At 68.1% G+C, this 25,218-nt stretch carries 20 protein-coding genes and 2 pseudogenes; 12 read left to right on the top strand and 10 right to left on the bottom strand.

From position 1 onward, the window contains the following. Nucleotides 1-43 precede the first annotated feature (43 nt). A complete protein-coding gene (locus Q9R39_RS17270) occupies nucleotides 44-400 on the top strand; it encodes a DUF2752 domain-containing protein (RefSeq protein ID WP_159371821.1) in 357 nt (118 codons plus the stop codon). Here Q9R39_RS17270 and Q9R39_RS17265 read toward each other — a convergent pair. Continuing rightward, nucleotides 386-1,252: a glycerophosphodiester phosphodiesterase family protein gene (locus Q9R39_RS17265; RefSeq protein ID WP_311277871.1), complete on the bottom strand. Its 867-nt coding sequence runs from the start codon at nucleotides 1,250-1,252 to the stop codon at nucleotides 386-388. The two genes, Q9R39_RS17270 and Q9R39_RS17265, sit on opposite strands and share 15 nt — an antisense overlap. A gap of 302 nt (nucleotides 1,253-1,554) precedes the next feature. Between Q9R39_RS17265 and Q9R39_RS17260 the strand changes: the two genes are divergently transcribed. Next, complete coding sequence (locus Q9R39_RS17260) at nucleotides 1,555-2,634, top strand: diacylglycerol kinase (RefSeq protein WP_078111632.1); 1,080 nt, start codon at nucleotides 1,555-1,557, stop codon at nucleotides 2,632-2,634. Nucleotides 2,635-2,677: 43 nt separating this feature from the next. Here Q9R39_RS17260 and Q9R39_RS17255 read toward each other — a convergent pair. The 4 genes and pseudogenes from Q9R39_RS17255 to Q9R39_RS17240 all read right to left on the bottom strand — a co-directional run bounded on the left by Q9R39_RS17255 (nucleotide 2,678) and on the right by Q9R39_RS17240 (nucleotide 6,660). Beyond that, nucleotides 2,678-4,290 (bottom strand): annotated as a pseudogene (locus Q9R39_RS17255) (DUF222 domain-containing protein). Between the two features lie 105 nt (nucleotides 4,291-4,395). Beyond that, a complete protein-coding gene (locus Q9R39_RS17250) occupies nucleotides 4,396-4,851 on the bottom strand; it encodes a hypothetical protein (protein WP_265969316.1) in 456 nt (151 codons plus the stop codon). A 112-nt stretch (nucleotides 4,852-4,963) separates the two neighbouring features. Then, nucleotides 4,964-5,086, bottom strand: a complete 123-nt coding sequence (gene ykgO, locus Q9R39_RS17245) for a type B 50S ribosomal protein L36 (protein WP_033205406.1) — start codon at nucleotides 5,084-5,086, stop codon at nucleotides 4,964-4,966. Between the two features lie 65 nt (nucleotides 5,087-5,151). Then, nucleotides 5,152-6,660 carry a hypothetical protein gene (locus Q9R39_RS17240; protein ID WP_058252589.1) on the bottom strand — a complete coding sequence of 503 codons (1,509 nt, stop codon included), beginning with the start codon at nucleotides 6,658-6,660 and terminating at the stop codon, nucleotides 5,152-5,154. A 55-nt stretch (nucleotides 6,661-6,715) separates the two neighbouring features. On the opposite strand from Q9R39_RS17240, the gene Q9R39_RS17235 reads away from it, so the two are divergent. From Q9R39_RS17235 to purM, 3 genes are all read left to right on the top strand, one after another. Continuing rightward, entirely contained in the window at nucleotides 6,716-7,123 is a 408-nt protein-coding gene (locus Q9R39_RS17235; RefSeq protein WP_058252590.1) for a sterol carrier family protein, read from the top strand. A 151-nt stretch (nucleotides 7,124-7,274) separates the two neighbouring features. Next, entirely contained in the window at nucleotides 7,275-8,885 is a 1,611-nt protein-coding gene (gene purF / locus Q9R39_RS17230; protein ID WP_058252591.1) for an amidophosphoribosyltransferase, read from the top strand. 97 nt (nucleotides 8,886-8,982) lie between these two features. Then, entirely contained in the window at nucleotides 8,983-10,089 is a 1,107-nt protein-coding gene (gene purM / locus Q9R39_RS17225; protein ID WP_058252592.1) for a phosphoribosylformylglycinamidine cyclo-ligase, read from the top strand. Between the two features lie 485 nt (nucleotides 10,090-10,574). Here purM and Q9R39_RS17220 read toward each other — a convergent pair whose 3' ends face one another. Continuing rightward, nucleotides 10,575-11,516, bottom strand: a complete 942-nt coding sequence (locus Q9R39_RS17220) for a GlxA family transcriptional regulator (RefSeq protein ID WP_003941078.1) — start codon at nucleotides 11,514-11,516, stop codon at nucleotides 10,575-10,577. A 108-nt stretch (nucleotides 11,517-11,624) separates the two neighbouring features. On the opposite strand from Q9R39_RS17220, the gene Q9R39_RS17215 reads away from it, so the two are divergent. After that, complete coding sequence (locus tag Q9R39_RS17215; RefSeq protein ID WP_048547633.1) at nucleotides 11,625-11,936, top strand: putative quinol monooxygenase; 312 nt, start codon at nucleotides 11,625-11,627, stop codon at nucleotides 11,934-11,936. A gap of 641 nt (nucleotides 11,937-12,577) precedes the next feature. Then, nucleotides 12,578-13,904 (top strand): annotated as a pseudogene (locus tag Q9R39_RS17210) (ISL3-like element ISPfr2 family transposase). Nucleotides 13,905-14,100: 196 nt separating this feature from the next. Here Q9R39_RS17210 and Q9R39_RS17205 read toward each other — a convergent pair. From Q9R39_RS17205 to Q9R39_RS17195, 3 genes are all read right to left on the bottom strand, one after another. Next, nucleotides 14,101-14,280 carry a DUF3073 domain-containing protein gene (locus tag Q9R39_RS17205; RefSeq protein WP_083229484.1) on the bottom strand — a complete coding sequence of 60 codons (180 nt, stop codon included), beginning with the start codon at nucleotides 14,278-14,280 and terminating at the stop codon, nucleotides 14,101-14,103. 94 nt (nucleotides 14,281-14,374) lie between these two features. Further along, nucleotides 14,375-15,052 carry an MOSC domain-containing protein gene (locus Q9R39_RS17200; RefSeq protein WP_311277866.1) on the bottom strand — a complete coding sequence of 226 codons (678 nt, stop codon included), beginning with the start codon at nucleotides 15,050-15,052 and terminating at the stop codon, nucleotides 14,375-14,377. Next, nucleotides 15,049-16,233: a folate-binding protein YgfZ gene (locus Q9R39_RS17195; RefSeq protein WP_065629160.1), complete on the bottom strand. Its 1,185-nt coding sequence runs from the start codon at nucleotides 16,231-16,233 to the stop codon at nucleotides 15,049-15,051. The genes Q9R39_RS17200 and Q9R39_RS17195 overlap by 4 nt, the downstream gene beginning before the upstream one ends. Nucleotides 16,234-16,291: 58 nt before the next feature. Between Q9R39_RS17195 and Q9R39_RS17190 the strand changes: the two genes are divergently transcribed. From Q9R39_RS17190 to cydC, 5 genes are all read left to right on the top strand, one after another. Next, nucleotides 16,292-17,161, top strand: coding sequence for an aminodeoxychorismate lyase (locus tag Q9R39_RS17190; protein WP_277244191.1), 870 nt, complete (start codon nucleotides 16,292-16,294; stop codon nucleotides 17,159-17,161). Between the two features lie 226 nt (nucleotides 17,162-17,387). After that, nucleotides 17,388-18,968, top strand: a complete 1,581-nt coding sequence (locus Q9R39_RS17185; protein ID WP_311277865.1) for a cytochrome ubiquinol oxidase subunit I — start codon at nucleotides 17,388-17,390, stop codon at nucleotides 18,966-18,968. A gap of 12 nt (nucleotides 18,969-18,980) precedes the next feature. After that, a complete protein-coding gene (gene cydB / locus Q9R39_RS17180) occupies nucleotides 18,981-20,063 on the top strand; it encodes a cytochrome d ubiquinol oxidase subunit II (RefSeq protein WP_065629163.1) in 1,083 nt (360 codons plus the stop codon). Continuing rightward, a complete protein-coding gene (gene cydD / locus Q9R39_RS17175; protein WP_311277864.1) occupies nucleotides 20,060-21,781 on the top strand; it encodes a thiol reductant ABC exporter subunit CydD in 1,722 nt (573 codons plus the stop codon). Before cydB ends, cydD begins: the two co-directional genes overlap by 4 nt. Beyond that, a complete protein-coding gene (gene cydC / locus Q9R39_RS17170) occupies nucleotides 21,771-23,483 on the top strand; it encodes a thiol reductant ABC exporter subunit CydC (protein ID WP_311277863.1) in 1,713 nt (570 codons plus the stop codon). The genes cydD and cydC overlap by 11 nt, the downstream gene beginning before the upstream one ends. Nucleotides 23,484-23,677: 194 nt before the next feature. Here the strand turns inward: cydC and Q9R39_RS17165 are convergent, their stop codons facing one another. Then, the gene (locus Q9R39_RS17165) at nucleotides 23,678-25,177 is read right to left on the bottom strand and encodes an aldehyde dehydrogenase (RefSeq protein WP_311277862.1); all 1,500 of its coding nucleotides are present in this window, start codon (nucleotides 25,175-25,177) and stop codon (nucleotides 23,678-23,680) included. Nucleotides 25,178-25,218 lie beyond the last annotated feature (41 nt).

The following is a 25,218-nucleotide window of genomic DNA, read 5'->3' as shown; positions in this document are numbered from 1 at the left end:
GCATCGGTACCTCGGTCCGGCGACGGTCGTCGCCGGAACCGGGATGGTCTGTGCGGCAGTGTGGTTCGGCGATCCGACGACGCCTGGTGGCACCCTGCCGGTCTGTCCGACCAAGCTGATCTTCGGGGTGACGTGTCCGGGCTGTGGGTCGCTACGGGCGATCTACTCGCTACTGCACGGCGATGTCCCGGCGGCGATGCACTACAACGCCGTCGGGGTGCTCGCAATGGGATTGCTGCTCTTCGCCTTCGGCGCCTATTGCCTGCGACTGTGGACCGGCCGCCGGGTTCGCAGCTGGCAGCACCTCCGCTACTCCGGGGTCGTCGTGTTGGTGGTCGTGCTGGCCTGGTTCGTCGTCCGCAACATCCCTGTCGAACCGTTCTGGTCACTGCACGTCTGAGCGTCGGCTGCTGCCGCGGATCCAGCGCACCAGCCGCGAACCGGGATCGCGTGCGGGGGCGTCGAGGTCGAGCGTCGCCAGGGCCTCGGGATCATCGGTCGTGATCTGGTCGACCCGTAACTCCAGCAGTCGCCTGATGTCCGGGATGACGCGCGGTCCGACCCGCGTCACCGTGTACCCGTCGACGAGCCGACCGCGCTCGTGGAACGCGCCGATCAGGTCGTGGCCGCGGTGGTCGGCCGCCAGTATCAGCCGGTTCTCCAGGTACACCATCTCGGCCTCCGGCGATGCCGCCACCGCGCGGTCGACGAAGCCGTCGAAGTCCCCGGAGCGGATCGTCGCGTCGGCGGCACCGTGATGGCAAGGGTCGTAACCGATCCGGATGCCCGGTGCGGCCGAGGTCAACGTGTCGACCGCCGCGGCGTCGCCGCACGACAAGATGTAGTGCCGAGCGTGGGACGCGACACTGCGGGCGAACACCGCCACGGCCTCGGGATCGAGCGCGGCGTCGTCCTCCTTGAAGTCGAGCTGGAGGGACGCGGTGGGCGCGATGTCGACGCCGTCGAAGAGTTCGGTCAGGTCCTCGAGCAGGAGGACGTGCTCGTCGACGGGCCGGCCGCGGTTGTCCCGCAGGGACAGTTCCCGCAGATACGACGCCGGGAGCGCCGACACCACGCCGGTGCCGGTGGTGGCGTGGTCGACCGTGCGGTCGTGCAGGACGGCGAAACCGCGCTCGGCGTGGATCACCAGATCGATCTCGATACTCGCGCCGAGCCGCATGCCCTCGACGATCCGGGTCGCGGTGAACGCCGTGTCGTCGGCGCGCCGCCGGCCGCGGTGCCACTTGAGCATCGTCCGATGGCCGTCGTGGTCGATGTGGATCGGGCCGGCGGGGTCCGGGGGCGACGTGGCGGTCACAGCTCCCGACTCTAGTGGTGTGTCTCGGAAATAAACGACTGGTCTCCAGCGCTCGATCGGCGCCTGGCTGCGTTGTCGTCGGTCGAGATAGCTCCGCTATCCCTCCCTCCTCCGCCTTGCCAGACCGCCGATCGCTCCACCGGATACCGGCCACCTATTTCCGAGACACACCACTGGCGAGGCGCATCTCGCCGAATCCGCACGGCGAAGTTGGAACGTGTTCTAGTTTGGATCGCATGACATTGCGCGTGGTCGAGTGGTCGACCGGAACCGTCGGACGACATGCCATCGCCGGGATCGACGCCCGGCCCGACCTCGAACTCGTGGGCGTGTGGGTGTCCGACCCCGCCAAGGTCGGCAAGGACGCCGGCGAACTCGCCGGGCTCGACCGTGAGCTGGGTGTCGCCGCGACCGACGATCGCGATGCGTTGATCGCCCTGCGGCCGGACTGCATCGTGCACACCGCCATGACCGACGATCGCGTCATGGAGTCGATCGAGGACCTCATCCACTTCGTGGAGAACGGCATCAACGTGGTGTCGAGCGGTCCGGTGGTCCTGCAGTTCCCGCAGGGCATCCTGCCGGATTCACTCCTGGAGAGGATCGCGACCGCGGGCGAGACGGGCGGGGCGAGTCTGCACGTCAACGGAATCGATCCGGGCTTCGCGAACGACGCGCTGCCGCTTGCCATGACGAGCCTGTCCCAGAGGATCGACCAGGTGCGTTGTCAGGAGATCGCCGATTACTCGACCTACTACCAGCCGGTGGTGATGCGGGATCTGTTCGGTTTCGGGCAGCCGCTGGACACGACGCCGCTGCTGTTCGCGCCGGGCATCCTGTCGATGGGGTGGGGGAGTGTCGTGCGACAGATCGCCGCGGGCCTCGACCTCGTGCTCGACGAGCCGCTTGTCGAACGCGTCGATCGGGTGGCGGCCGATCGTGACTACTCCACGGTCTCCGTCGAGATCCCCGAGGGCACGATGGCCGCGGTGCGCTTCGAGGTCGTCGGCCAGGTCGACGGCGTGGATCGCGTTGTGCTGGAGCACTACACGCGCACCCATCCCGACCAATGCCCGGACTGGCCTACCCCGCACGAGGGCGACGGTTGCTATCGCATCAGCATCTCCGGCGAACCCGAGATGACCGTCGAGTTCGGGCATCACGGCGAGAACGGCGACCACAACGTCTCCGGCATGATCGTCACCGCGATGCGTCTAGTCAATTCCGTTGCGGCGGTTGTCGATGCGAAGCCCGGCCTGGTCACGGCCCTCGACCTGCCGCTAGTGACGGGCCGTGGGCTGTTCGCGCAGAAGTAGCCGCGCTCGACGACGGCGGGCGATGTGATCCGACAGGCGCGAGTCATCGACTGGCGAGTAACTCCATGAGGTGTGCTTCGACGAGGGACGGCCTGGGTGTGCGTGGTCCTGGGCGGGGTGGTCGGACGTCGATGACGTGGCTGGTTTTCAACCATGATCGGCGCGCGTCATGTGGGCGTGGCTCATCGCCGGACGTGGTGCGTCCGTGGATCTCTCGCCGCACCTGTTCTAGGTGGGCCTGCAACCGCTTGGGTATGTCGGGTCGGCGGTTGATGTTTTCGGGGTTGGGTGGCGCGCCGGGTTCGGCGTTGAGTCGCCAGGCGCAGCGGCCTTCGTCGGGTCCGTCGCGGACTACCCGTGTTGTGTATTGGCCGGGCTGGTCGCCGACCATCCGGTTGTGTCGGGGACAGGCCGGTGCGAGGTCGTCGATGTCGGTGAGACCGCCTTTGGCCCAGTCCTTCTGGGCGTGATGCATGTCGACCTGGGTGGCGGGCTGATCGCAACCGGGAGCCGAGCACACCTCCCCGTCAGGGCGGGCGAACGAGACGAGGCGTTGTTCGCGGGTGGCGAGGCGTTTGCCCCGTCCGAAGTGCAGGGGGACGGTGGTGGCGTCTTTGAAGATCGCCAACCAAGGTTGGACGTCACCGGCCATCGCGATCAAGTCCCGGATGGGCAGCAGGGTGCCGGTGGCGGTGGTCGCGAGTCCGGCTTCGCGGATCAGGTCCCCGAGGTCGGCTTTGATGATCAGCTGCACGGGCAGCCCGCGGTGCGAAGAGTCCCGTCGGCGAAACCGGCGGCCAGGGCGGCGTCGAGGGCGTCGTGATTGGTCTGGGCGAGAGTGCGTCCGTCGCGGTCGGCGGCGGCGGTCAGGGCGTCGGGGTCGGCGGTGCCGGCCGGCCCGTGGGGCGACTGGGGGTCGTCGGGGTTGTTGAGTCCGGGTTTGCCCCACACGGCGAACATCATCGTGAGTCGGGCGGCGAGTGCGGGGGTCAGGGTGCCCGATATTTTGGCGGTGCCGTCGGCTCGTTGGCGTCCGATCCACAGGCCGCGGCGTCGTTTCTGGTCGGTGTCGTCGGTCAGTGTGCCGTCGGGGTCGAGGTGGGCGAGCAGGCGGGCACCGAGCTGGGTGATCTCGGCGGGGGTGTGGGCTTCGGCGATCTCGGCCATCTGTCGTTCGGCGGCGACCTTGATGTCGTGGTCGATGGTGCCGGGGATGCGGTCGAGGACGTCGAGGGTGGCTTGTACGTGTGCGGTGCCGACTGCGCCTTGTGCGAAAGCTTCGGCGAGGCAGGGGTGTTCGGGTGGGAGGAGCTCGCCGCCGAGGCTGGTGCGGTGGGCGGTGGCGTCCATGTGCTTACGGCGGCGCATCGGGTTCGAGACTCGTAGCCGGTGTGTCATGTACTGCATGAGTGTTCGGCAGCCGGCCTTTCGGGGCAGGTCGCGGGCCTCGGCCTGATCGATCTGCCGGTCACCGGCGACGGTCAGACGTGCGATGGCGCGTTCGGTCTCCGCGGCGACGTCGATCAGTTCTTCGTCGGTGCACGAGGACAAGTCGACGGTCTGTAGTTCGTCGAGGTTCGCGTGTAGTTCGGCGACGAGTTCGGCCGCGCGGGACACGGGCGCGCCGTGGTCGGCGAGTGGTGTGGTGCTGGGCATGACGGTCACCTCCCCCGAGAACCGTTGCTGCGAATGTACGTTCGAGTGTACACGAGTTCGGCTGACTTGGCCACGAAAACAATTGCCCGGCAATGTGAATCAGATTCATTGTGTTGCGGGAGCTTGTCGGTGGCGACCGGTAGGATTCGGCGGGGCGATGAGGGTTGTCGGTTGGGTCAAGCGAACACGATCACCACGACGGCAGCCCGCGTGCCTCGAGCTGCGCACGCAGTCGCTCCCGGCCATGTAACGACTCGGCATCGGCGAGACGAGCGAGAACCTTTGTGCTCCAGTCTCCCTCGAGGCCGTACCGACGTTGTAACCGGACAGGACCTCGTCGTATGCCTCGACGTGGGAGTCCGCAGACTCGGCGTCGTAGGTCTCGTGGTGGAGAACCGCCGCTTGGGGCAGGCGGGGTTTGATACCCGCGGGCTCGGTCAGATCGGGTCGTCCGATCGCCAGACCGAAGGTCGCGACCGCATGGTCGGGTAGGCCGAGTTCGTCGGCCACCGCCAGGGGGTGGTTGCGTATTGACCCGACGAACACCGTTCCGAATTCCAGGGATTCGGCGGCGACGACTGCGTTCTGGGCGGCGAGCGCGGTGTCGACGAAACCGACGATCGTGGATTCGAGGTTGCCGGTGCCCGCGGGCGGGGCCGCCGCCCGACGACGTTCAGCCCTGGCGCGCCTTGAATCTGGGGTTGCCCTTGTTGATCACGTAGATGCGCCCCTTGCGCTTGACCACTTGTGAACCGGGTTGGTTCTTCAACGACCGGATGGATGCACGGACCTTCAACGGAGCCTCCTTAATGGGAATTGTTTCCATTAAAGCAGGTCCGTCGACGAGGGCCGAGGCGGGTGTCAGACCTCCCAGGTGTGCACCGGCTCGCCCTCGTGCATCTGGGTCACGTAGTCGCGGAGCATCCCGTGCAGCGCCTGTGTCCGGCTCTCGCCCGCGCGTTCGCGGGCCGCGACCGCCTGGCGTTGCCAGACCGATCCCGTCTGGCGGGAGATGCACCGGCCCTCGATGACCGACAGGTAGCGCTTGCGGGCCTTGTCGGAAACGCCGAACCGCTGCAGTCCGTCCTCGGCGAGCACGAGCAGTCGGCGCAGGACGAGTTCGTCGGGTCGCACCCAGCCGACGTCGGGCCAGTAGAGCTGCGACTCCATGCCGGTGCGGGCGCCGGACTGCAGGTTCTCGGCGGCGGCGTTGAACGACATCCGCGACCACAGCGGCCGGTCGGATTCGACGAGGCCCCGGACGACGCCGTAGTAGAACGCGGCGTTGGCCATCGTGTCGACGACCGTGGGACCGGCGGGCAGCACGCGGTTCTCGACGCGCAGGTGGGCCTGTCCCTCGTGGATGTCGTAGACCGGACGATTCCAGCGGTACACGGTCCCGTTGTGCAGACGCAGTTCGTCGAGGGTCGGGATGCGTCCGTCGTCGAGTTCGGCGAGCGGGTCGGTGTCGGTGCAGACGGGAAGGAGTGCGGGGAAGTAGCGCGTGTTCTCCTCGAAGAGGTCGAAGATCGTGTTGATCCATCGCTCCCCGAACCACACTCGCGGCCGGACACCCTGGTTCTTCAGCTCCAGCGGCCGGGTGTCGGTGGCCTGCTCGAAGACCGGGATGCGGCTCTCGTGCCACAACGCGGTCTCGGCGAGGAACGGCGAGTTCCCGGCCAGGGCGACCTGCACCCCGGCGATGGCCTGTGCCGCATTCCAGTGCGAAGCGAAGTCTTCCGGCGCGACCCGCAGGTGTAGCTGTAGTGAGGTGCAGGCCGCCTCGGGCAGGATCGAATCGGTCGAGGTGCGCAGGTGCTCGGTGTGGTGCCCATCGGTCAGCGGGACACCGGTGATGTCGATCTCGAGGTCCTCGCCGCGGGCGGCGAAGATCTGCTCGTTCAGCAGGTCGTAGCGTGGGTTCGCCGAGATCCAGTGGTGCGCGAAGTGTTCGGACTTCAGCGTCGGCAACATGCCGATCATGACCAGGTGGCTCGACGTCTGTGCGGCCCGCTGCTCGGCCCGGTTGAGGGACGTCCGCAGCGCCTGCTCGAGCGAGATCGTGTCGTCGGTCGTGAACGGTCGCGGCGAGACGTTGATCTCGATGTTGAACTGGCCGAGTTCGGTCTGATAGTCCGGATCGGCGATCGCCTCGAGGACGGCGGCGTTCGCCATCGCGGGCTGCATGGCCTCGTCGACAAGGTTCAGTTCGACCTCCATGCCGAGCAACGGCTTCGGCGGACGGCCCTGGTCGGTGAACAGCCCGTCGGCGAGCATCCGCGCGATCGCTTCCGTGCCGCGACCCACCTGACGCCGGAAACGAACCCGGTCCTCGCCGGTGAACTGCTGTTTGGACACCTCGGCTCCCATGCGGTCAATACTGCCCGATCCGCAACGGCACGAATCCTCTTGCGAAGATGGCAGGGTGCCACCACGCAGGAGAGTGGACCCCGCCGAGGTCCGGGCCGCGGTGCTGGCGGTCTCGGACTGGCTCGTCGACCCGACCGTGCCGACCCCGGGGCGCGCCGCCCTCGCCGACGCCGTCCGTCGATCGGCCCGGACGCTCGAGCAGCTCGCCCCCGGGAACTCGGTCGAGGTCCGGGTGCCCCCGTTCGTCGCGGTCCAGTGCATCGAAGGTCCCCGTCACACCCGCGGAACGCCGCCGAACGTCGTCGAGATGGCGCCGCGGACCTGGCTGCTCCTCGTCGCCGGCGTCCTCACCTACGACGACGCCCTCGCCGCGGGCCTGGTGGATGCGTCCGGGCATCGCGCGGCGCTCATCGCCGACCTGCTGCCGCTCATCCCGATCGGCCCGCCGGGCGACCGGGAGTAGGAGTGTGATGCATCACTCGACCGGGGCGTCGGGAATGACCCGCCGGTCGACACCGCTGGAAGATTCGCATCGGGAGCCGACCGACCCGTAAACTCACGCATGTCTCCCAGCCCACTCGACGGACCGATTCGCAGCCCCAGGGAGCTAGTCGATGCCTGATCATTCGATCGCCCACATGAACCTGCTCGCTGCCACGACGCCGGCGGGCGGATGCTCCGCACGCGGCTCGGGTGCGATCGATCCGGCCCCGCTGGACGAACCCGAGAACGAACCGCGTGAGGAATGCGGTGTCTTCGGTGTCTGGGCGCCCGGCGAGGACGTCGCCAAGCTGAGTTACTACGGCCTCTACGCCCTGCAGCACCGCGGCCAGGAAGCCGCGGGCATCGCCGTCGGCGACGGCAGCCAGGTGGTCGTGTTCAAGGACCTCGGACTCGTCAGCCAGGTCTTCGACGAGCAGACCCTCGGTGCGATGAGTGGTCACGTGGCGATCGGGCACTGCCGATACTCCACCACCGGCTCGACCACCTGGGAGAACTCCCAACCGATCTTCCGGACCACCGACGCGGGCACCGGCGTCGCGCTGGGCCACAACGGCAACCTCGTCAATACCGCGGACCTCGCGGCGCGTGCGCGGGAGCAGGGGATCAAGAGCTCGGCGGCCACCTCGGACTCCGATGTCGTGGGTGCTCTTCTCGCACACGGCGCCGCCGACAGCTCGATCGAACAGGCCGCGATGGAATTGCTGCCGACCCTCAAGGGCGCCTTCTGCCTGACCTTCATGGACGAGCACACGCTCTATGCCGCGCGGGACCCGCACGGCGTGCGGCCGTTGTCGCTCGGCCGCCTCGACCGCGGCTGGGTCGTCGCATCGGAGACCGCCGCGCTGGACATCGTCGGCGCGTCGTTCGTCCGCGACATCGAGCCGGGCGAACTGCTTGCCATCGACGCCGACGGCGTGCGCAGCACGCGCTTCGCCGAGCCGACCCCCAGCGGGTGCGTCTTCGAATACGTCTATCTCGCCCGGCCCGACTCGGTGATCCACGGCCGCTCGGTCCACTCGACCCGCGTCGAGATCGGGCGGCGCCTCGCCAAGGAACACCCCGCCGAGGGTGACCTGGTCATCCCGGTACCGGAGTCGGGCGTGCCGGCGGCCGTCGGATTCGCCCAGGAATCCGGGATTCCGTACGGCCAGGGACTGATGAAGAACGCCTACGTCGGCCGCACCTTCATCCAGCCGTCGCAGACGATCCGCCAGCTCGGTATCCGCCTGAAGCTCAATCCGTTGCGCGAGGTGATCCGCGGGAAACGGCTCGTCGTCGTCGACGACTCGATCGTGCGCGGCAACACCCAGCGCGCGCTCATCCGGATGCTGCGTGAGGCCGGCGCCGCCGAGGTGCACGTCCGCATCGCGTCGAGCCCGGTCCGGTGGCCGTGTTTCTACGGGATCGACTTCGCGTCGCCGGCGGAACTGATCGCCAATGGCATGGAGTCCGAGGCCGGGATGGTCGAGGGGGTCCGCCAGGCCATCGGTGCGGATTCGCTGGGCTACATCAGCATCGACGAGATGATCAACTCCACCGGCCAGGCCGCGTCGAGCCTGTGCGCTGCGTGCTTCGACGGCAAGTACCCGATCGAGCTGCCCAAGGAGACCTCGATGGGCAAGGCGGTCCTCGAACAGATGCTGGCGAGCGCGGCCGGCGACCGCTCGGTGGACCCGCTGACCCAGCCGAACGACAACGTCAGCGCGGTCATGCGGCCCTGATTTCGTGCCGCAGGCCCTCCGGTACCGTATGACCCGTCGGCGAACACGCCGGAAACAACGTTCGACCGATATTTTCTGGAACGGGAGTGCTGCGGTGATGACGGAGCGGGATGCTGCTGCCGACGAGACGGCCGGGACCTCGACCCCGGCGTCGTATGCGGCGGCCGGGGTCGACATCGACGCCGGTGAGCGGGCTGTGGAACTCATCGCGCCCCATGCCAAGCGTGCGTCTCGCCCGGAGGTTCTCGGCGGGATCGGCGGCTTCTCCGGCCTGTTCGCACTCAAGGGCAACTATCGGGAGCCGGTCCTGGCCGCTGCCAGCGACGGCGTCGGCACCAAGCTCGCCGTTGCGCAGGCCATCGACAAGCACGACACCGTCGGCCGCGATCTCGTCGCGATGTGTGTCGACGACCTGGTCGTCTGCGGCGCCGAGCCGCTGTTCCTGCAGGACTACATAGCGGTCGGCAAGGTGGTCCCCGAAACGGTGGCCCAGATCGTCGCCGGCATCGCCGACGGCTGCGTCGAAGCCGGTTGCGCCCTGCTCGGCGGCGAGACCGCCGAACACCCCGGCCTGATGCAGGACAACCACTACGACATGTCCGCCACCGCGGTCGGTGTCGTCGAGGCCGACAACGTGCTCACCCCGGACCGCGTCCGCGCCGGTGACGTCGTCATCGGCATGGGGTCGTCGGGATTGCATTCCAACGGGTATTCGCTCGCCCGCAAGGTGCTGCTCGAGTGGGGCCACATGGACCTGTTCGGCCACGTCGAGGAGTTCGGTCGCACCCTGGGGGAGGAGCTGCTCGAGCCGACCCGGATCTACGCCCGCGACTGCCTGGCCCTGATCGCCGAGGCGGATGTGCGTACTTTCGCGCACATCACCGGCGGCGGCCTCGCCGAGAACCTCGCGCGCGTGATCCCGAACGGGCTCGTGGCCGAGCTCGAACGCAACACGTGGACGCCGGCCCCGATCTTCGCGCTCATCGGTCAGCGCGGTCGGGTCGAACAGCTCGAGATGGAACGCACCTTCAACATGGGCGTCGGCATGGTGGCGGTCGTCGCGCCGGAGGACACCGACCGCGCGCAGGCCGTGCTGACGGCAAGGCACGTCGACAACTGGGTCCTCGGCACCGTCAAGCGCGCGAGTGACCGCTCGGACAACGACTCTCGCGTCACCCTGCTCGGGGAGCACCCGCGCTTCTAGCGCGATCGGTGAATCCGCAACCCTCGCAGGAACATTGGAGCGGGGGAGCAGCCGCACACACAACACCGACGCCCGCCGGAGGGATTCCCCGGCTCTTCCCAGATGAGGGTGTAGGTCGGCCGAACGCGTCGGTCCGCAGGTAGACGTCGAGGTCTCCCGACGATGGAGGTTCCTACGCCATCCATCCGAAAGACCTCGACGTGACCGACGCTACCCCGCCGGCAGGCTTCGGCCGCCCTGACCTGACCGCCTTCGCGTCTCATCCCAATCGACCCTGATCGAGTCTGCTGACCCCCTCGACGAGAACGCAGCGACATCACAGCCACCCAACCCCGACCGTCCGGGAAGCCTTGACACGTCACATGGCCTGTGCTGCGGGCGTGTCGAGTGGGTCGTCCAGGGGCGACGCAGGAGCGTCGACGCGACGTGCTGAGAGGTGGTTCCAGTCGAGCACTTAGGACACCGGCTACAGGCATGGCGATAGGTCAGGAACGGCGTCGCTCCCTACGCAGGAGGGAGCGCAGAGTCTCGGCGTTCGCATAGCCGACCCGTAGCGCGATCTCGGCGGAGGTGAGGTCCGTGGTTGCTGAGAGGTGCCGAGCTCGTTCGATGCGAAGCCGTTGGACGAAGCCGAGCGGAGTGAGGTTGAGCGCCGCACGGACTCGTCGTTCGAGGGTGCGCCGGCTGGTGCCGAGCGACTGCGCGACGAAGGCGACGTTGAACGGTTCGTCCAGGCGGGCGCGCACGAAGCGTTCGAACTCGACGACGATCGGGTCCTCGTGCCGAAGATGTTCGTAGGCGACGAAGGCCGCCTGCGACGGACGCTCGTCGATGATGAGGAGCTTGGCGACATGTTGGGCCAGGTCGGGGCTGATCGATCGCACGAGTGAGAGCGCGAGGTCGATGTGGGCGAACGCGGCGCCGGCGGTGACGAGGTTCCCGTCGACCACGACCATGGTGTCGAGATCGAGGGCGACGGTCGGATAGCGTTTCAGGAACTCCGGCCCCAGGAACCAGCTGGTCGTCGCCCGCCGATGATGCATCCGTCCGGTCTCGGCGACAGCGAACACGCCGGTGCACGCCGCGGCGATCCGGGTGGTCGCGTCGTCGAGGCGCCCGAGCGAGGCGATGACCGAACGAGCATCTCGGCTCTGGAGGGCGTCGTTGGTAGCGGCGGCCGTGAGGGTTCCAAGCGCAGGGACGACGACCACGTCGAACTCTGCGGACTCCGACAGCGGGTGGTCCACCGACAGGGTCATCGATGCCGTCGTGGTCACTCTCCGTTTCGGTCCGAGGATGGCGAGTTCGATCGGGTCGATCCGCGGGTCGACATCGCCGCGGGCTCCGTCGGCCACCCGCACGATGTCGATGACCGACGCGACAGCCGAACCGAAGCAACCGTCGATCGCGATCAGTCCGATACGCATGGCGCGAACAATAGCAATACTGCCGTATACGCCACTTCTCACATGCCCTTGCTCGTCATACGCTGAACTCGCTTCACCAAGAAACCTCGGCACCTAGGAGAACCCCTCATGTCCACACCCGCATCACTTCCGTATGCCTTCGTCGCCAAGATCGTCGCGGCCGATGGACAGCACGACGCGCTCGCCGATCTGCTCGCCGGCGCTGTCGCGCTCGCCAACGAAGAAGTAGGAACGATTGTCTGGTTCGCGGTCAGGACCCACGCCGACACCTTCTGGATCTTCGATGCATTCCCTGACGAGGCCGCTCGCGACGCCCACGCCAACGGCGCCATCGTCGCAGCCCTGATGGCCAACCAGCACCTCCTCGGCGCAGCACCCGAGATCCTTCCGGCCGACGTCCTCGCGTCCAAGCTCCCGTAGTCCGCCAACGCACTAGACGATCGCGCCCCGCCGAGCCGTCGCCAGGTCGCGACGCGACGCAACGCAACGCCACGCTGCGTTGCCGAGCGGTGCGAGGCCTATCGGCACACGGACAGGATGCCGGCCGCGAGCGCTCAGCCGGCGAGGGGTCCGTCGCAGAGGAGAGCGACGTCGGTGTCGGGCAGAGCCGTGAGGCCAGCGCATCGCGCGACCACCAGAACCGAACCGCCCCTGCCCTGCGTTTCCGCAGGTCAGGGGCTGTTCGCCGGAGCCGCCTGTCGGAATCGAGCCGACGACCTAATCACGTCGGCTTTGCGTCTATTGCTTGATGCGCCCACTGGGCGAACGAGCCGCTGACCTGCGCAAACGCCGAGCGTGGGGACGCCGCCATCCGGTGGTGACCGACGACGACCGACCAGTACCGACCGTTTCACCGGAGCTTGCGGCGGCGTCGGAGCCGAGCAAGCTCCATTCCTTTAGCTAACCGCGCCCTTCTCCTCGCCGGTCCCGTCGTCGTCGAAGACGTTTCAGGGGTCTTCTCAGATGACGGTGTAGGTCGGCCGAGCGCGTCGGTCCGGAGATAGACGTTGAGGTCTCCCGACGATGGAGGTTCCTACGCCTTCCATCCGAAGGACCTCGACGTGTCCGACGCTACCCCGCCGGCCGGCTTCGGCCGCCCAGACCTGACCGCCTTCGCTCGACTCGACGGCCTCGGTCTGAGCGTGACCGGACAACGACTTGAACCGGATCGTGCGGTCCTCGCGTGCCGCGTGGTGGAACCAGATCAGTGGTGCCGACGGTGCGGCAGCGAAGGCGCTGCTCGTGACACCGTGATCCGGCGGTTGGCCCACGAGCCGCTGGGCTGGCGACCGACCGTGCTGGAAGTTTGTAGTGCGCCGCTACCGCTGTGCCGACTGCGGACACGTGTGGCGCCAAGACACCAGCGCCGCGGCGGAGCCACGCGCGAAGCTCTCGCGCACCGGGCTGCGGTGGGCGCTGGAAGGGATCGTGGTCGCACACCTCACCGTCGCCCGTGTCGCCGAGGGACTCGGGGTCGCGTGGGACACCGCCAACAACGCGGTCCTGGCTGAAGGCAAGCGGCTGCTGATCAACGACCCCATGCGGTTTGAGGGCGTGAAGGTCATTGGCGTCGATGAGCACGTCTGGCGCCACACCAGGCGTGGCGACAAGTACGTCACCGTGATCATCGACCTCACCCCGGTCCGCGATGGCGCCGGCCCAGCAAGGCTGCTGGACATGGTCGAGGGCCGGTCGAAGGCGGCGTTCAAGACCTGGCTCGCCGACCGCGACAACGCCTTCCGTGACGTGGTCGAGGTGGTCGCGATGGACGGCTTCACCGGGTTCAAGACCGCCGCTGCAGAGGAGATCCCGGACGCGGTCACGGTGATGGATCCCTTCCACGTCGTGCGCCTGGCCGGTGACGCCCTCGACAGGTGCCGGCGCCGGGTCCAACTCGCGATCCACGGGCACCGTGGGTTCAGGGACGACCCGCTCTACAAGTCGCGGCGCACGCTGCACACCGGCGAGGACCTGCTCACCGACAAGCAGAGCGACAGGCTACGCGCGCTGTTCGTTGATGACGCTCACGTCGAGGTCGAGGCGACCTGGGGTGTCTACCAGCGCATGATCGCCGCCTATCGCCACGAGGACCGGCAACGTGGCCGCGAGCTCATGGAGAAGCTGATCACCGACCTCAGCGCCGGCGTCCCCAAGGTGCTCACCGAGCTCACCACCCTGGGCCGGACCCTGAAGAAGCGAGCCGCTGACGTGCTCGCCTACTTCGAACGACCCGGCACCAGCAACGGGCCGACCGAGGCGCTCAACGGACGGCTCGAACACCTGCGCGGCTCCGCACTCGGGTTCCGCAACCTGACCAACTACATCGCCCGAAGCCTGCTCGAGACCGGCGGCTTCAGACCCCAACTCCTACACCCCCGATTGGGATGAGCCGGATTCCCTCGGCGGGCGTCGGTGTCTGTTCATGGCGGGATCACCCCGGAACGTGCGTATGAGCACGCACCACCCATCAGAAACGGGTGGTGCGTACGAAATCATGGTCCTGCGTCGCCGCGGGTCCGCTCATGCGGAGAGAATGTGGGGTGATCCCGGGCGTCGAGAGATCAACGCCCGAAGAGTGTGCGCGTCAAGCGCGTCGCCACTCCTCTTCGTCCAACCAGTCGTCCACCGGATCCGGTCGTTCTACAACCGGATCGCCCTGTCCGGAGAGCTCACGCTGCAAGCTTTCCAGGTCGGTGTTCGGAGTGGAGTACTTCAGCTGACGTGCAACCTTCGTCTGCTTTGCCTTTGCCCGGCCGCGGCCCATATGGGACCCCCTCGCACAATGACGGGGCGGCCAAACAATTGGCGGCCCCGTTCTCTTGAAGTAATTCTGTCGTGGGGACCAGTCTAGCGCGCCTCTAGGATTTGTGTTGTCCACCCTGTGTTGCCGCGCCGACGCGTCTTTCCGACTTGTTCACCATCTTGGTCGCCTCGCGGCGGACCTTCGCGGGTAGATCGTCCTGCGCGAGCAACGACCGGATCGCCTCGACGTCACCGCCGGCGAGCAGATCACGCGACCGCACGCCATGATCGGGGCGGTAAACGACGGTGATCCGATCGCCCTGCGCCACCGTGCCGTTGCGGACAACGCGCAGGTAGGTGCCGAAATCTGCCTGCGCCAGGAACCGCTTCATCCACCGTGGCTCGCCCGCCCACACCGCGAAGGTCTTGCATGGGACGCGAGGGATGGTCACCTCGAGGACCAGCCCGTCGGTGCCGACTTCCCATCGCTCCCCGACGACTGCATCGGTGACCGCCATCCCGTCGATGCGCAGGTTCTCCCCGAACCATCCGTAAGGAAGCTCACGTCCGAGCTCGTCGGCCCATCGGCGCGCCTCGGGATCGGCGTAGGCGTACACCGCCTGATCGACGCCGCCGTGGTGTCGCTTGTTACCCACGTGGTCGTCGACGAGACCGAGTTCGTCGACGTCGAGGCGCCCTCTGCGGGGCCGCTTGTCGATGGCGGAGGGGCCGATGCCCTCGAGGATCACGTCGTCGCCGGCCGCGCACACGGCCAGCACCACACCCGTGCTCAACCGTTGCGTCCCGGCGCCGCCGAACCGCTGCGGAGTCGTTCCACGGCCGCGCGTCCCGCCTGGACCCGATCGTCGTCGCGGATCGAATCCGGATCGATCCGCGCGCTGACGGCGGACTCGGCCCCGACCGACAACTCCACGTCGGCGCCGACGTTGCGCTTGACGAGTGCCAGCGCGATGGGACCCCACTCATGGTGGTCGACGACCGTGCCCACCCGGCCGACGGTTCGTCCGCCGGCGGTGACCGGGTCGCCGGGGACGGGTCGCTCGTCGACGCTCCCGTCCAGATGCAGCAGGACCAGCCGTCGAGGCGACTTGCCGAGGTTGTGTACGCGGGCGACGGTCTCCTGGCCGCGGTAGCAACCCTTGTCCAGGTGGACCGCGCCGAACTCGTCCGGACCGCCGATCCAGTCGACCTCGTGCGGGATCGTGCGTTCGTCGGTGTCGGCGCCGAGCCGGGGTCGGCGGGCGGCCACGCGCAGGGCTTCGAAAGCCCAGCTGCCGGCCATTCGCGCGCCGGCCTCGGACAGCGTGTCCCACCAGCGGGTCAGCACGTACTCGGGCACCACGAGGTCGACGACCGGCAGGTCCCGGTCCTCGCCGAGCGGGGGCATGCGCCGCCAGAAGCCGAGCGGTTCGTCCTCGTGGTGCGACTCGGGCAACCCGCCCGCCTGGTACACGACGGCGTCCGCGCCGATCTCCAGGAGATCAGCGACCGGACCGTCGAGGGCCCCGGGCCCGATCAGCGTCAGGACCTTCATGTCCGCACGCGCGGCGGGTTCGGCCTTGGCCCAGAACACCATCTTGGTCAGGAAGTCGAGCAGCGGTCCGCCGCGGGAACCCTCGGTGTCGATCCACGCCACGCCGTCGATGTCGGTGAGGACGAAATGCTCTTCGACACGACCGTTGAGGTCGAGAGAGAGGTCTTCGGCGCTCGACCGGTCGGCGAGGGTGGCGATGTGCTGGCTGCTGATGGTGTGCAGCCAGGTCAGGCGTTCGGCGCCGGCGATCTCGAGAACGGCGCGGTCGGACCTGTCGACGATGATCACGCCACGTTGTGCGGCTCGTTGTTCGCCGAGGGGGTCGCCGTAGTGCCACGCGGTGTCGGCGGAGAGGAGGTCGCCGGGGCCGGGCACCGCCCCGCCCTCGGAATGCCTGGTCAGGATGGGTGAGCGGCTCACGCGTCGATTCTACGGGTCGATTCGGCGCGGGGCTGCGACGCATGACAACCTTCTATCCATGGCGGATTCGATCCTTGTCTCCCTCGACGGCACCCGACACGATGCCGACGCTCCCTTCCTCCACGCCGACGACCTGGCCGCGGTGCGCGGTGACGGCATCTTCGAGACGCTTCTCGTGCGCGGCGGCCGGGCGCGATGCGTCCGACTGCATCTCGAGCGACTGGCCCGGAGTGCGGCCGCGATGGAACTCGACAAGCCCGATCTCGACGAGTGGCGGGCGGTGATCGAGACCGCGACGCAGGCGTGGACGGAGAAGCACGGGTCGTCGGGTGAGGCACTGCTGCGGCTCGTCTACTCCCGCGGACGCGAGCACGGTTCGGCGCCGACCGCGTACGTCACCGTCGACGCGGTGCCCGACCGGGTGTCGGCGGCGCGTGCGGACGGTGTCCGGGTGGTCACCCTCGCTCGCGGCTTCTCGATCGACCTCGCCGCCACGGCGCCCTGGCAGCTCCTCGGCGCGAAGACCCTCAGCTACGCCACGAACATGGCGGCCCTGCGCCACGCGTCGGCCGAGGGCTTCGACGACGTGATCTTCGTCAGCAGCGAGGGCGCCGTCCTCGAAGGGCCCCGAGCCACGGTCGTCGCCGTGTACTCCGACACCCTGGTCACACCGCCGACCGAGATCGGGATTCTCGAATCGACCACCGTGCGTGCGGTTTTCGATGTCGCGGAACAGGAGGGTTGGACGACCAAGACCGACGTCCTACGGCCCGAGGATCTGGTGGCGGCCGACTCGGTCTGGCTGGTGAGCAGCGTGACCCTCGCGGCGCGGGTCACCCATCTCAACCGGTACGTGATGCCGGTCGCCGCGGACGCCGCGAAGTTCACCGATCTGGTCGACCGGGCCATCTCGGTGGACGACAATTGATCCCGGTCACCCCCACCTGATCTCGTCCGCCTGGGGCACACACCCGCGTGGGTGAGAGGGAAGACACCGCTTCGAACTGGTCGGCGGGACCTTTGGCGCTTGTAAGGGCCCGGTGACCAGGCGTAACGTCGCGCCTACGACCTACTACTACCGCTAGTAGTAGGTACCCGGCAGGTTTCGACCTTGCCCCCGCAGCCCGGGGGCCGGCAACTCGATTCGAGGCGATATGGACGCTCTGGACGTCTCCAGATGGCAATTCGGGATCACGACCGTCTACCACTTCATCCTGGTGCCGTTGACGATCGGCCTCGCGCCGATGATCGCGGTGATGCAGACGGTGTGGCATGTCACCGGCAACGAGCAGTGGCTGCGCGCCACGAAGTTCTTCGGCAAGCTCTTCCTGATCAACTTCGCGCTCGGTGTCGCGACCGGCATCGTCCAGGAGTTCCAGTTCGGCATGAACTGGAGCGAGTACAGCCGGTTCGTCGCCGATGTCTTCGGCGCGCCACTGGCCCTGGAGGGTCTCGTCGCCTTCTTCCTCGAATCGACGTTCATCGGGCTCTGGATCTTCGGCTGGGACCGCCTGCCGCGCCGCGTGCACCTGGCCTGTATCTGGTTGGCCGCAATCGGCGTGAACGCGTCGGCGTATTTCATCATCGCCGCGAACTCGTGGATGCAGCACCCCGTCGGCGTCACATGGGATGACGAACGCGGCCGGCCTGCCATGAACGACTTCGTCGCGGTGCTCACCAACAACACCACCCTGGCGGCCTTCCCGCACGTCATCGCCGGCGCCTTCCTCACCGCCGGCACCTTCGTCGCGGCCATCGGCATCTGGTGGATGGCGCGGAACTCATGGCGGGCCAGGAAGATCCGCGAGGCCGCGGACACCGGTGACCTGGCCGAGATCCCGGACAGCACCTCGCCGAGCCACGTCGACGCCACACCCGAGGACCTCGAGAAGGACGCCCGCGACCTCTGGCGGCCGGTCACGAGACTCGCGTTGTGGATCACCATCGTCTCCGGTGTCGCGCTGTTCATCACCGGGGACCTCCAGGCGCAGATCATGTTCAAACAGCAGCCGATGAAGATGGCGTCCGCGGAGTCGCTGTGCGAGACCGAGACGGGTCCGGGTTTCTCGGTCCTGTCGATCGGGCGCCAGAACAACTGCGAGAACATCGAACACGTCATCGAGATCCCGAAGATGCTGTCGTTCCTCGCGAACCATGACTTCGACTCCACCCTGCAGGGCGTGGAGGAACTGCAGGAGCAGTACACTCGGGCCTTCGCCGGACAGCCGAACGTGCCGGCGAACCAGAACTTCGCACCCAACCTGTTCGTGACCTACTGGGGCTTCCGGGCGATGATCACCTGGGCGCTCGGCTCGGTGGTCGTGGCCTTGGGCGGACTGTGGTTCACGCGCCGTAAGCGGGTGGTCGAATCCAGACGCTTCGGCTTCATCGCCCTGTTGATGATCCCGACGCCGTTCCTGGCCAACAGTTCCGGCTGGATCTTCACCGAGATGGGACGCCAGCCGTGGGTCGTGGCGCCCAACTGGGAGGACGACCTCGACCCGCTCCGGATCAGCATGCTGGTGCAGAACGGTGTCTCCAACCATTCGGCGAGCACCGTGCTCGTCACGCTGATCGGGTTCACGCTGCTCTACGGCGCCCTCGGCGTCGTGTGGTTCATGCTGCAGCGGCGCTATGTCATCGAGGGTCCGGCCGCACACGATGCGCGACCGCCGGGCCACACCGACGACGAGTCCGATTCCGATGAACCCAAACAGCTCTCGTTCGCATACTAGAGGAGCGTGCTCATGAGTCTCGAAGAAATCTGGTTCCTGGTCATCGCGTTCCTGTTCGTCGGGTATTTCGTCCTGGAGGGCTTCGATTTCGGCGTCGGCATGCTGATGCCGATCCTCGGTTCGAGTCACACCGGTGGCGACGACAAGGTCGCCGCCGACGATCCCGAAGCCGACCCCGACAAACGTCGCCGCGCGCTCCTCAACACCATCGGCCCGGTCTGGGACGGCAACGAGGTCTGGCTCATCACCGCGGGTGCGGCGTTGTTCGCGGCCTTCGGCGGTTGGTACGCAACCATGTTCAGTGCGTTCTACCTTCCGCTGTTCCTCATCCTCATCGGGCTCATCGTGCGGGTCTGCGCGATCGAGTGGCGGGGCAAGATCAACAACCCCCGCTGGCGCGTGTGGTGCGACGTCGGAATCGGGCTGGGTTCGTGGATTCCGGCGATCCTGTGGGGTGTGGCGTTCGCCAACATCGTGCGCGGGCTTCCGATCGACGCCGACGCCCAGTACACGGGTGGGTTCTTCAACCTCCTCAACCCGTATGCCCTGCTCGGCGGCGCCACGACCCTGCTCGCGTTCCTCACCCACGGGGCGGTGTTCATCTCGCTGAAGACCTCCGGTGTGCTGCAGGAGGATTCGGCTCGCTACGCTGCCCGGCTGGCCTGGCCGACACTGATCGTGGCCGCCGTGTTCCTGCTGTGGACCCAGTTCGCCTACGGCAGCTCGTGGACCTGGATTCCGGTGCTCATCGCCGCCGTCGCCGCGGTGGGCATGGTGGCCGCCACCCAGATCCGCCGCGAGGGTTACGCATTCATGTTCACCTGCATCGCGATCGCCGGCACGGTCGCCACGCTGTTCGCCGTGCTCTTCCCGAACACGATTCCGTCGACCCTGAATCCGCAGTGGAACCTCACCATCGAGAACACGTCGTCGAGCGATTACACCCTTACGATCATGACGTGGGCGGCCGTGCTCATCACCCCGGTGGTGATGGGCTACCAGGCCTGGACCTATTGGGTGTTCCGAAAGCGACTGTCGGTCGCGCACATCCCGGACCCGGCCGGACTTCCGTCGTTGCGAATCCCGAGCAAGTGAGACGCACCGCCCGGCCTCCGCTCGACCCCCGGCTGCTGCGGTATTCGCCGACGACGCGGCGGTATGTCGGGGTCACCGCGGCGTTCGCGGTGGCCGAGATGGTGGCGATCATCGTGGTGGCCGCGATGGTGGCGTCGATCGTCTCGGAACTGATCGTGTCGCCCGGGGCGCGGTCGTTCGCCGCGCAGGGCGTTCACCTGACCGTGCTGGCCGCAGCACTGGCGGCCCGGGCCGCGATGGCCTACGGACACGACCGATACGCGCACCGCGCCGCCGAGCGTGCGATCGCGGAGATGCGTGCTCAGGCCCTCGATGTCCTCACCGATCCGGCCCGCACGTCGCCGCGATCGCTGACGGCGATCCGCGAACACGCAAGCACTGTCCTCCTGCGCGGGCTGGACGCCCTCGGGCCGTATCTGTCGGGCTACCTGCCGGCCCTGGTGGCTGCGGCGGTTCTGACGCCGACCGTCACGGTGGTCATCGCGTTCGCCGACTGGCCGTCGGCGCTCATCATCCTCGTCACCCTGCCCCTCATCCCGCTGTTCATGGTGCTCGTCGGACTGATGACGCGGGATCGCACCACACGCAAGCTGGCGACGATGAGCCGGCTGAGTGCCCAGCTTCTCGACCTCATCGCCGGATTGCCGACGTTGCGCGCACTGAACCGGGCGGGCGCCCCGGCGGTTCGGGTCGGTGAACTCGGTGAAGCCCACCGCCGCAGCACGATGAGTTCGCTGCGGGTCGCGTTCCTGTCGGGCGCCGTCCTCGAGTTACTGGCCACGCTCTGCGTCGCACTGGTCGCCGTGGGGATCGGTCTCCGTCTCGTCTATGGCGAGATGTCCTTGTACGCGGGCGTTTTCGCGTTGATCCTGGCGCCGGAGGCCTACCTGCCGCTGCGTCGGGTCGGCATGCAGTTCCACAATTCCACCGACGGCCTCACCGCAGCCGAGCAGGTCCTCGAGCTCATCACACGGCCGTCTGACGCGGCCGCGCCGTCCGCCACCGGGAATCGCGGGGTCAGCGTCGCCGGCGAACCGATCACCGTGCTCGACGTCGGCATCCACGGGCGCGACGGATGGGCACCGGAGCGCCTCCGCACGACGATCGAACCCGGGGCGCTGACCGTGTTCGCCGGACCGAACGGGTCGGGCAAGTCGACGATGCTGGCGGCGATGATGGGCCTGCTCGCTCCGGACGCGGGATCGGTGCTGATCGGGTCCACCCCGGTCGGTCAGGCCGATCCGGCGGCGCTGCACGAACAGATCGCCTGGCTGCCCCAGCAACCGGTGATCGTGCCGGGCACGGTCGCCGAGAACCTGGAGCTGTTCGGCGCGCTGGACCGCGACGCCTTCGAATCGGTGTCCGCGGCAACAGGCTTCGCCGCAGTCCTGGGTGGACTGCCGGGCCGGTTCGGCACGGTGCTGGGAACCGGCGGGGTCGGGCTCTCCGCGGGACAACGGCAACGCCTCGCCCTGACCCGAGTCCTCGCCTCGCCGGCGCCGCTGCTGCTGCTCGACGAACCGACCGCCCACCTCGACGAGGCGTCCGAGCGCGACGTGTTCGCCGCACTCCGCGATCGCGCTCGGGCCGGGGACACCGTCGTCGTGGTGGCGCACCGGGGAGTCGCCCGCGAGTACGCGGACCGGGTGGTGGACTTCCCGGCGGCCACCGGCACAGCAGCCGCGGGCACGGCCGAGGAGGTGGACCATGCGCGGTGATCCGTTGATCCGGGCACTGGGCTTCCTCGGCCTGCGCCGGCGTCCCGCGCTCACCGCGCTCGCGCTCGGTGTCGGCGGCTCGCTCTCGGCCCTCTTCCTGGCGGCGCTGTCGGCCTGGCTCATCACCCGTGCGTGGCAGATGCCGCCGGTGCTGTACCTGTCGGTCGCGATCACCGCGGTCCGGGCGCTGGGTATCTCGCGCGGAGTGTTCCGCTATCTGGAACGGCTGGCGACCCACGATCTCGCCCTGCAGGCCATGGCCACCGCGCGGCAGCGCGTGTACACGGCGTTGGCGTCGGGCGCACCGGGTTATTCGGTCACGTTGCGGCGGAGTGAACTGCTCAACCGGACCGGTGACGACGTCGACGAGATCGGCAACGCCCTCATCCGCGGCCTCATCCCGATCGGCATCGGTGCCACGACATCGCTTGCGGCAGTGGTGGTGATGGCGCTGGTCTCGGTGCCCGCGGCCGTGGTGCTCGCACTCGCGCTGGCCGTCAGCGGCGGTGTGGCGCCGTGGCTGGCCGCACGCGGTGGTGCCCGGTCGATCCGCGACGGCGCGCAGGCCGCGTCCGAGGCCACGGAGGCCGCCACGACGGCGCTGTGGCACGCGCCCGAACTCGTCGTCGCGCGTCGGCGTCGCGACGTGCTGGCCGCGTCCGCATCCGCCGACCGGCGGCATCTCGACGCCACGGACCGGGGTATCCGGTGGCAGGCATCCGCCGCGGCGGCGACCCCGCTGGCATTGGGTGCGTCGCTGATCGCGGCATGCGTCATCGCCGTCGAATTGGCCTCGGCGACTTCGGGTTCGCTCGCCGGGGTGAGTTCGGGGGCGGGATTGACGCCGATGATCCTCGGTGTGCTCGTCCTCCTGCCGCTGTCGGCCTTCGAATCCACCGCGCCGCTCACCGAGGCCGGGCTGCAGATCGAGCGGAGCCGACAGAGTGCGGCCAGGCTCATGGCGCTGGTGGACGGGGCGCACGCCGAAGGAACAGGCGACGTAGCCGACGCCGAGGTGTATCGGTCTCCGGTGCGTCTGACGACCACGGGGTTGCGCTGGGGACACCGAGGTCGGGAGATCCTCGGTCCCGCGGCGGGCGTGGATCTCGACCTGCGACCTGGTTCGCGTCTGGTGGTCACCGGCCCGAGCGGGGCGGGGAAGTCGACGCTGCTCCTCACCCTCGCAGGTTTGTTGCCGCCGATGGCCGGGGACGTCGAGGCGGTCGATGTCGGCGACGGTTCGATCGTCGGGTTACGTTCGGCGGGATGCTATTTTGCCGAGGAGGCACACATCTTCTCGACGTCGGTCCGCGAGAACCTGCGCGTCGCCCGCGGTGACATCACCGACGAGGAGATCGATGCCGCGCTGGCGGCCGCCGGGCTGCACCGCTGGGCCGCAGCACTTCCCGACGGTCTGGACACCGTCCTCACCGGTGGGGCCGATGCGATGAGCGGCGGGCAGCGGCGGCGACTGTTGCTCGCCCGCGCACTGCTGCATCCCGCGCCGGTCGTCCTGCTCGACGAACCGACCGAGCATCTCGACGAGGCGGACTCCGACGAGCTGTTGCGGCGCCTCCTGGGGATCGAACGGGACCTGTTCGGGCCCGACCGCATCGTCGTCGTGGTGACCCACCAGCGCCCGGTCGACACTGGTGCGGTAGCGGTGCTCGAGTTGGCGGGCGGGCCCCTTTCTGCTCCCTGAGGTGCGAGCGAAGCGAGCCACGAAGGGCTCCGCAGCGTGCCTCACCAGGCCCTTCGTGGCTCGTCGCTATCGCTCCTCGCACCTCAGGGAGCAATAGTCAGCGGCTCTCTGCCTGTGGGCGGGCACGAAACAAGAACCGGGGCCGGACGTACACGTCGTCCGGCCCCGGTTCCCCCCTGTGAGAGGCGGGAGGTCTAACCCGTGGACACCTCGTATCCCATCGGCAGCATCGTCGACTTGTGCTCGAGGAAGGACTCGAGACCTTCTCGGCCGTTCTCACGGCCGATGCCCGAGTTCTTGTAACCGCCGAACGGTGACTCGGGATCGATGGCGTACCAATTGATCCCGAAGGTGCCGGTGCGGATCTTGGTGGAGATCTCGATACCGCGCTCGACGTCGTTCGTCCACACCGTGCCGGCGAGTCCGTAGCTCGAGTCGTTGGCGATGGCGATGGCCTCGTCGACGTCGTCGTAGGCGATCACCGACAGCACGGGCCCGAAGATCTCCTCCTGCGCGATGGCCATGTCGTTGGTGACGCCGGTGAAGATCGTGGGGGTGAGGAAGTAACCGGAGTCGAGTCCGGCGGGCCGCTCGCTCTCGAGAACCGCCGTGGCGCCGGCCTTCTTGCCGAGTTCGACATACTCCTCGACCTTGTTCCGCTGGTTCTCGGTGATCAGCGGTCCGAGCTGGGCCTCCGGATCGGACGGCAGCCCGACCTTCATCGCCTTCGCGGCCTCGACCATCGCGGCCACGATCTCGTCCTGTCGGCTGCGCGGCACCAGGATTCGCGTCTGCGCGACGCATGCCTGGCCCGTGTTGAACAGGCCGAGGAACGTCAGCATGAAGGCGTTCGCGGCGAGGTCGACGTCGTCGAGGACGATGGCGGCCGACTTGCCGCCCAGCTCGAGCGAACACCGCTTGAGGGTCTGGGCGCAGGCGGCGCCGATCGCCTTGCCGGCCGCGGTCGAACCGGTGAAGGTGATCTTGTCGACGTCGGGATGCGCGACGAGCGCCTGCCCGGTCTCGGTGCCACCGGTGACCACCGAGATCGCCTCGGCGGGAACGCCCGCCTCGATGAACAGCTGCGCGACGTAGTTGCCGGTCATGGGGGTCTCGGGTGCGGGTTTGAGCACCACCGAGCAGCCTGCGGCCAGCGCGGCACCCATCTTGTTGCAGGTGATGAACAGCGGGACGTTCCAGGCACAGATCGCGCCGACGACGCCCACCGGTTCGCGGGTGATCCTGGTGGTGCCGAACAGGCCGGTGCGGTATTCCTCCCACTGGTAGTCACGGGCCGCGTTGGCGTAGGCGCGCAGGACACCGGTGCCGGGGAGCTGTTGGAGGGTGCTGATCGCGCTCGGCGGCGCGCCCATCTCGGCGGATACGAGCGCGGTGATCTCGTCGCCCCGCTCGTCGATCAGATCAGCGACCTTCGCGATGATGTCGGCGCGCTGTGCGGGCGGCGTCGAACTCCAGACCCCGGAGTCGAAGGCCGCGCGCGCCGCGCGGACCGCGGCGTCGACGTCGGTGGCATCGGCGAGCGGTACCGAACCGACGCGCTCACCGGTGGCGGGGGAGTGGACCTCGAGGGTCTCGGTGGAATGGGGATCGGCCCATCGGCCGCCGATGAGCAACTGGGGTTGATCGCCCCCGCCGATGAGGGTGGCGGGTTGGGACTCCACGGTCTCGGTCATTACGCGTGTGCTCCTCAGAGGACGGGGCCCTGCCCGGGCGA

The organism is Gordonia sp. AC31, assembly GCF_031844505.1.
Classification (GTDB): Bacteria; Actinomycetota; Actinomycetes; order Mycobacteriales; family Mycobacteriaceae; genus Gordonia; species Gordonia hongkongensis.
Note: the sequence above shows the minus strand (reverse complement) of the source record. Positions and strands in the feature narration are given on the sequence as shown.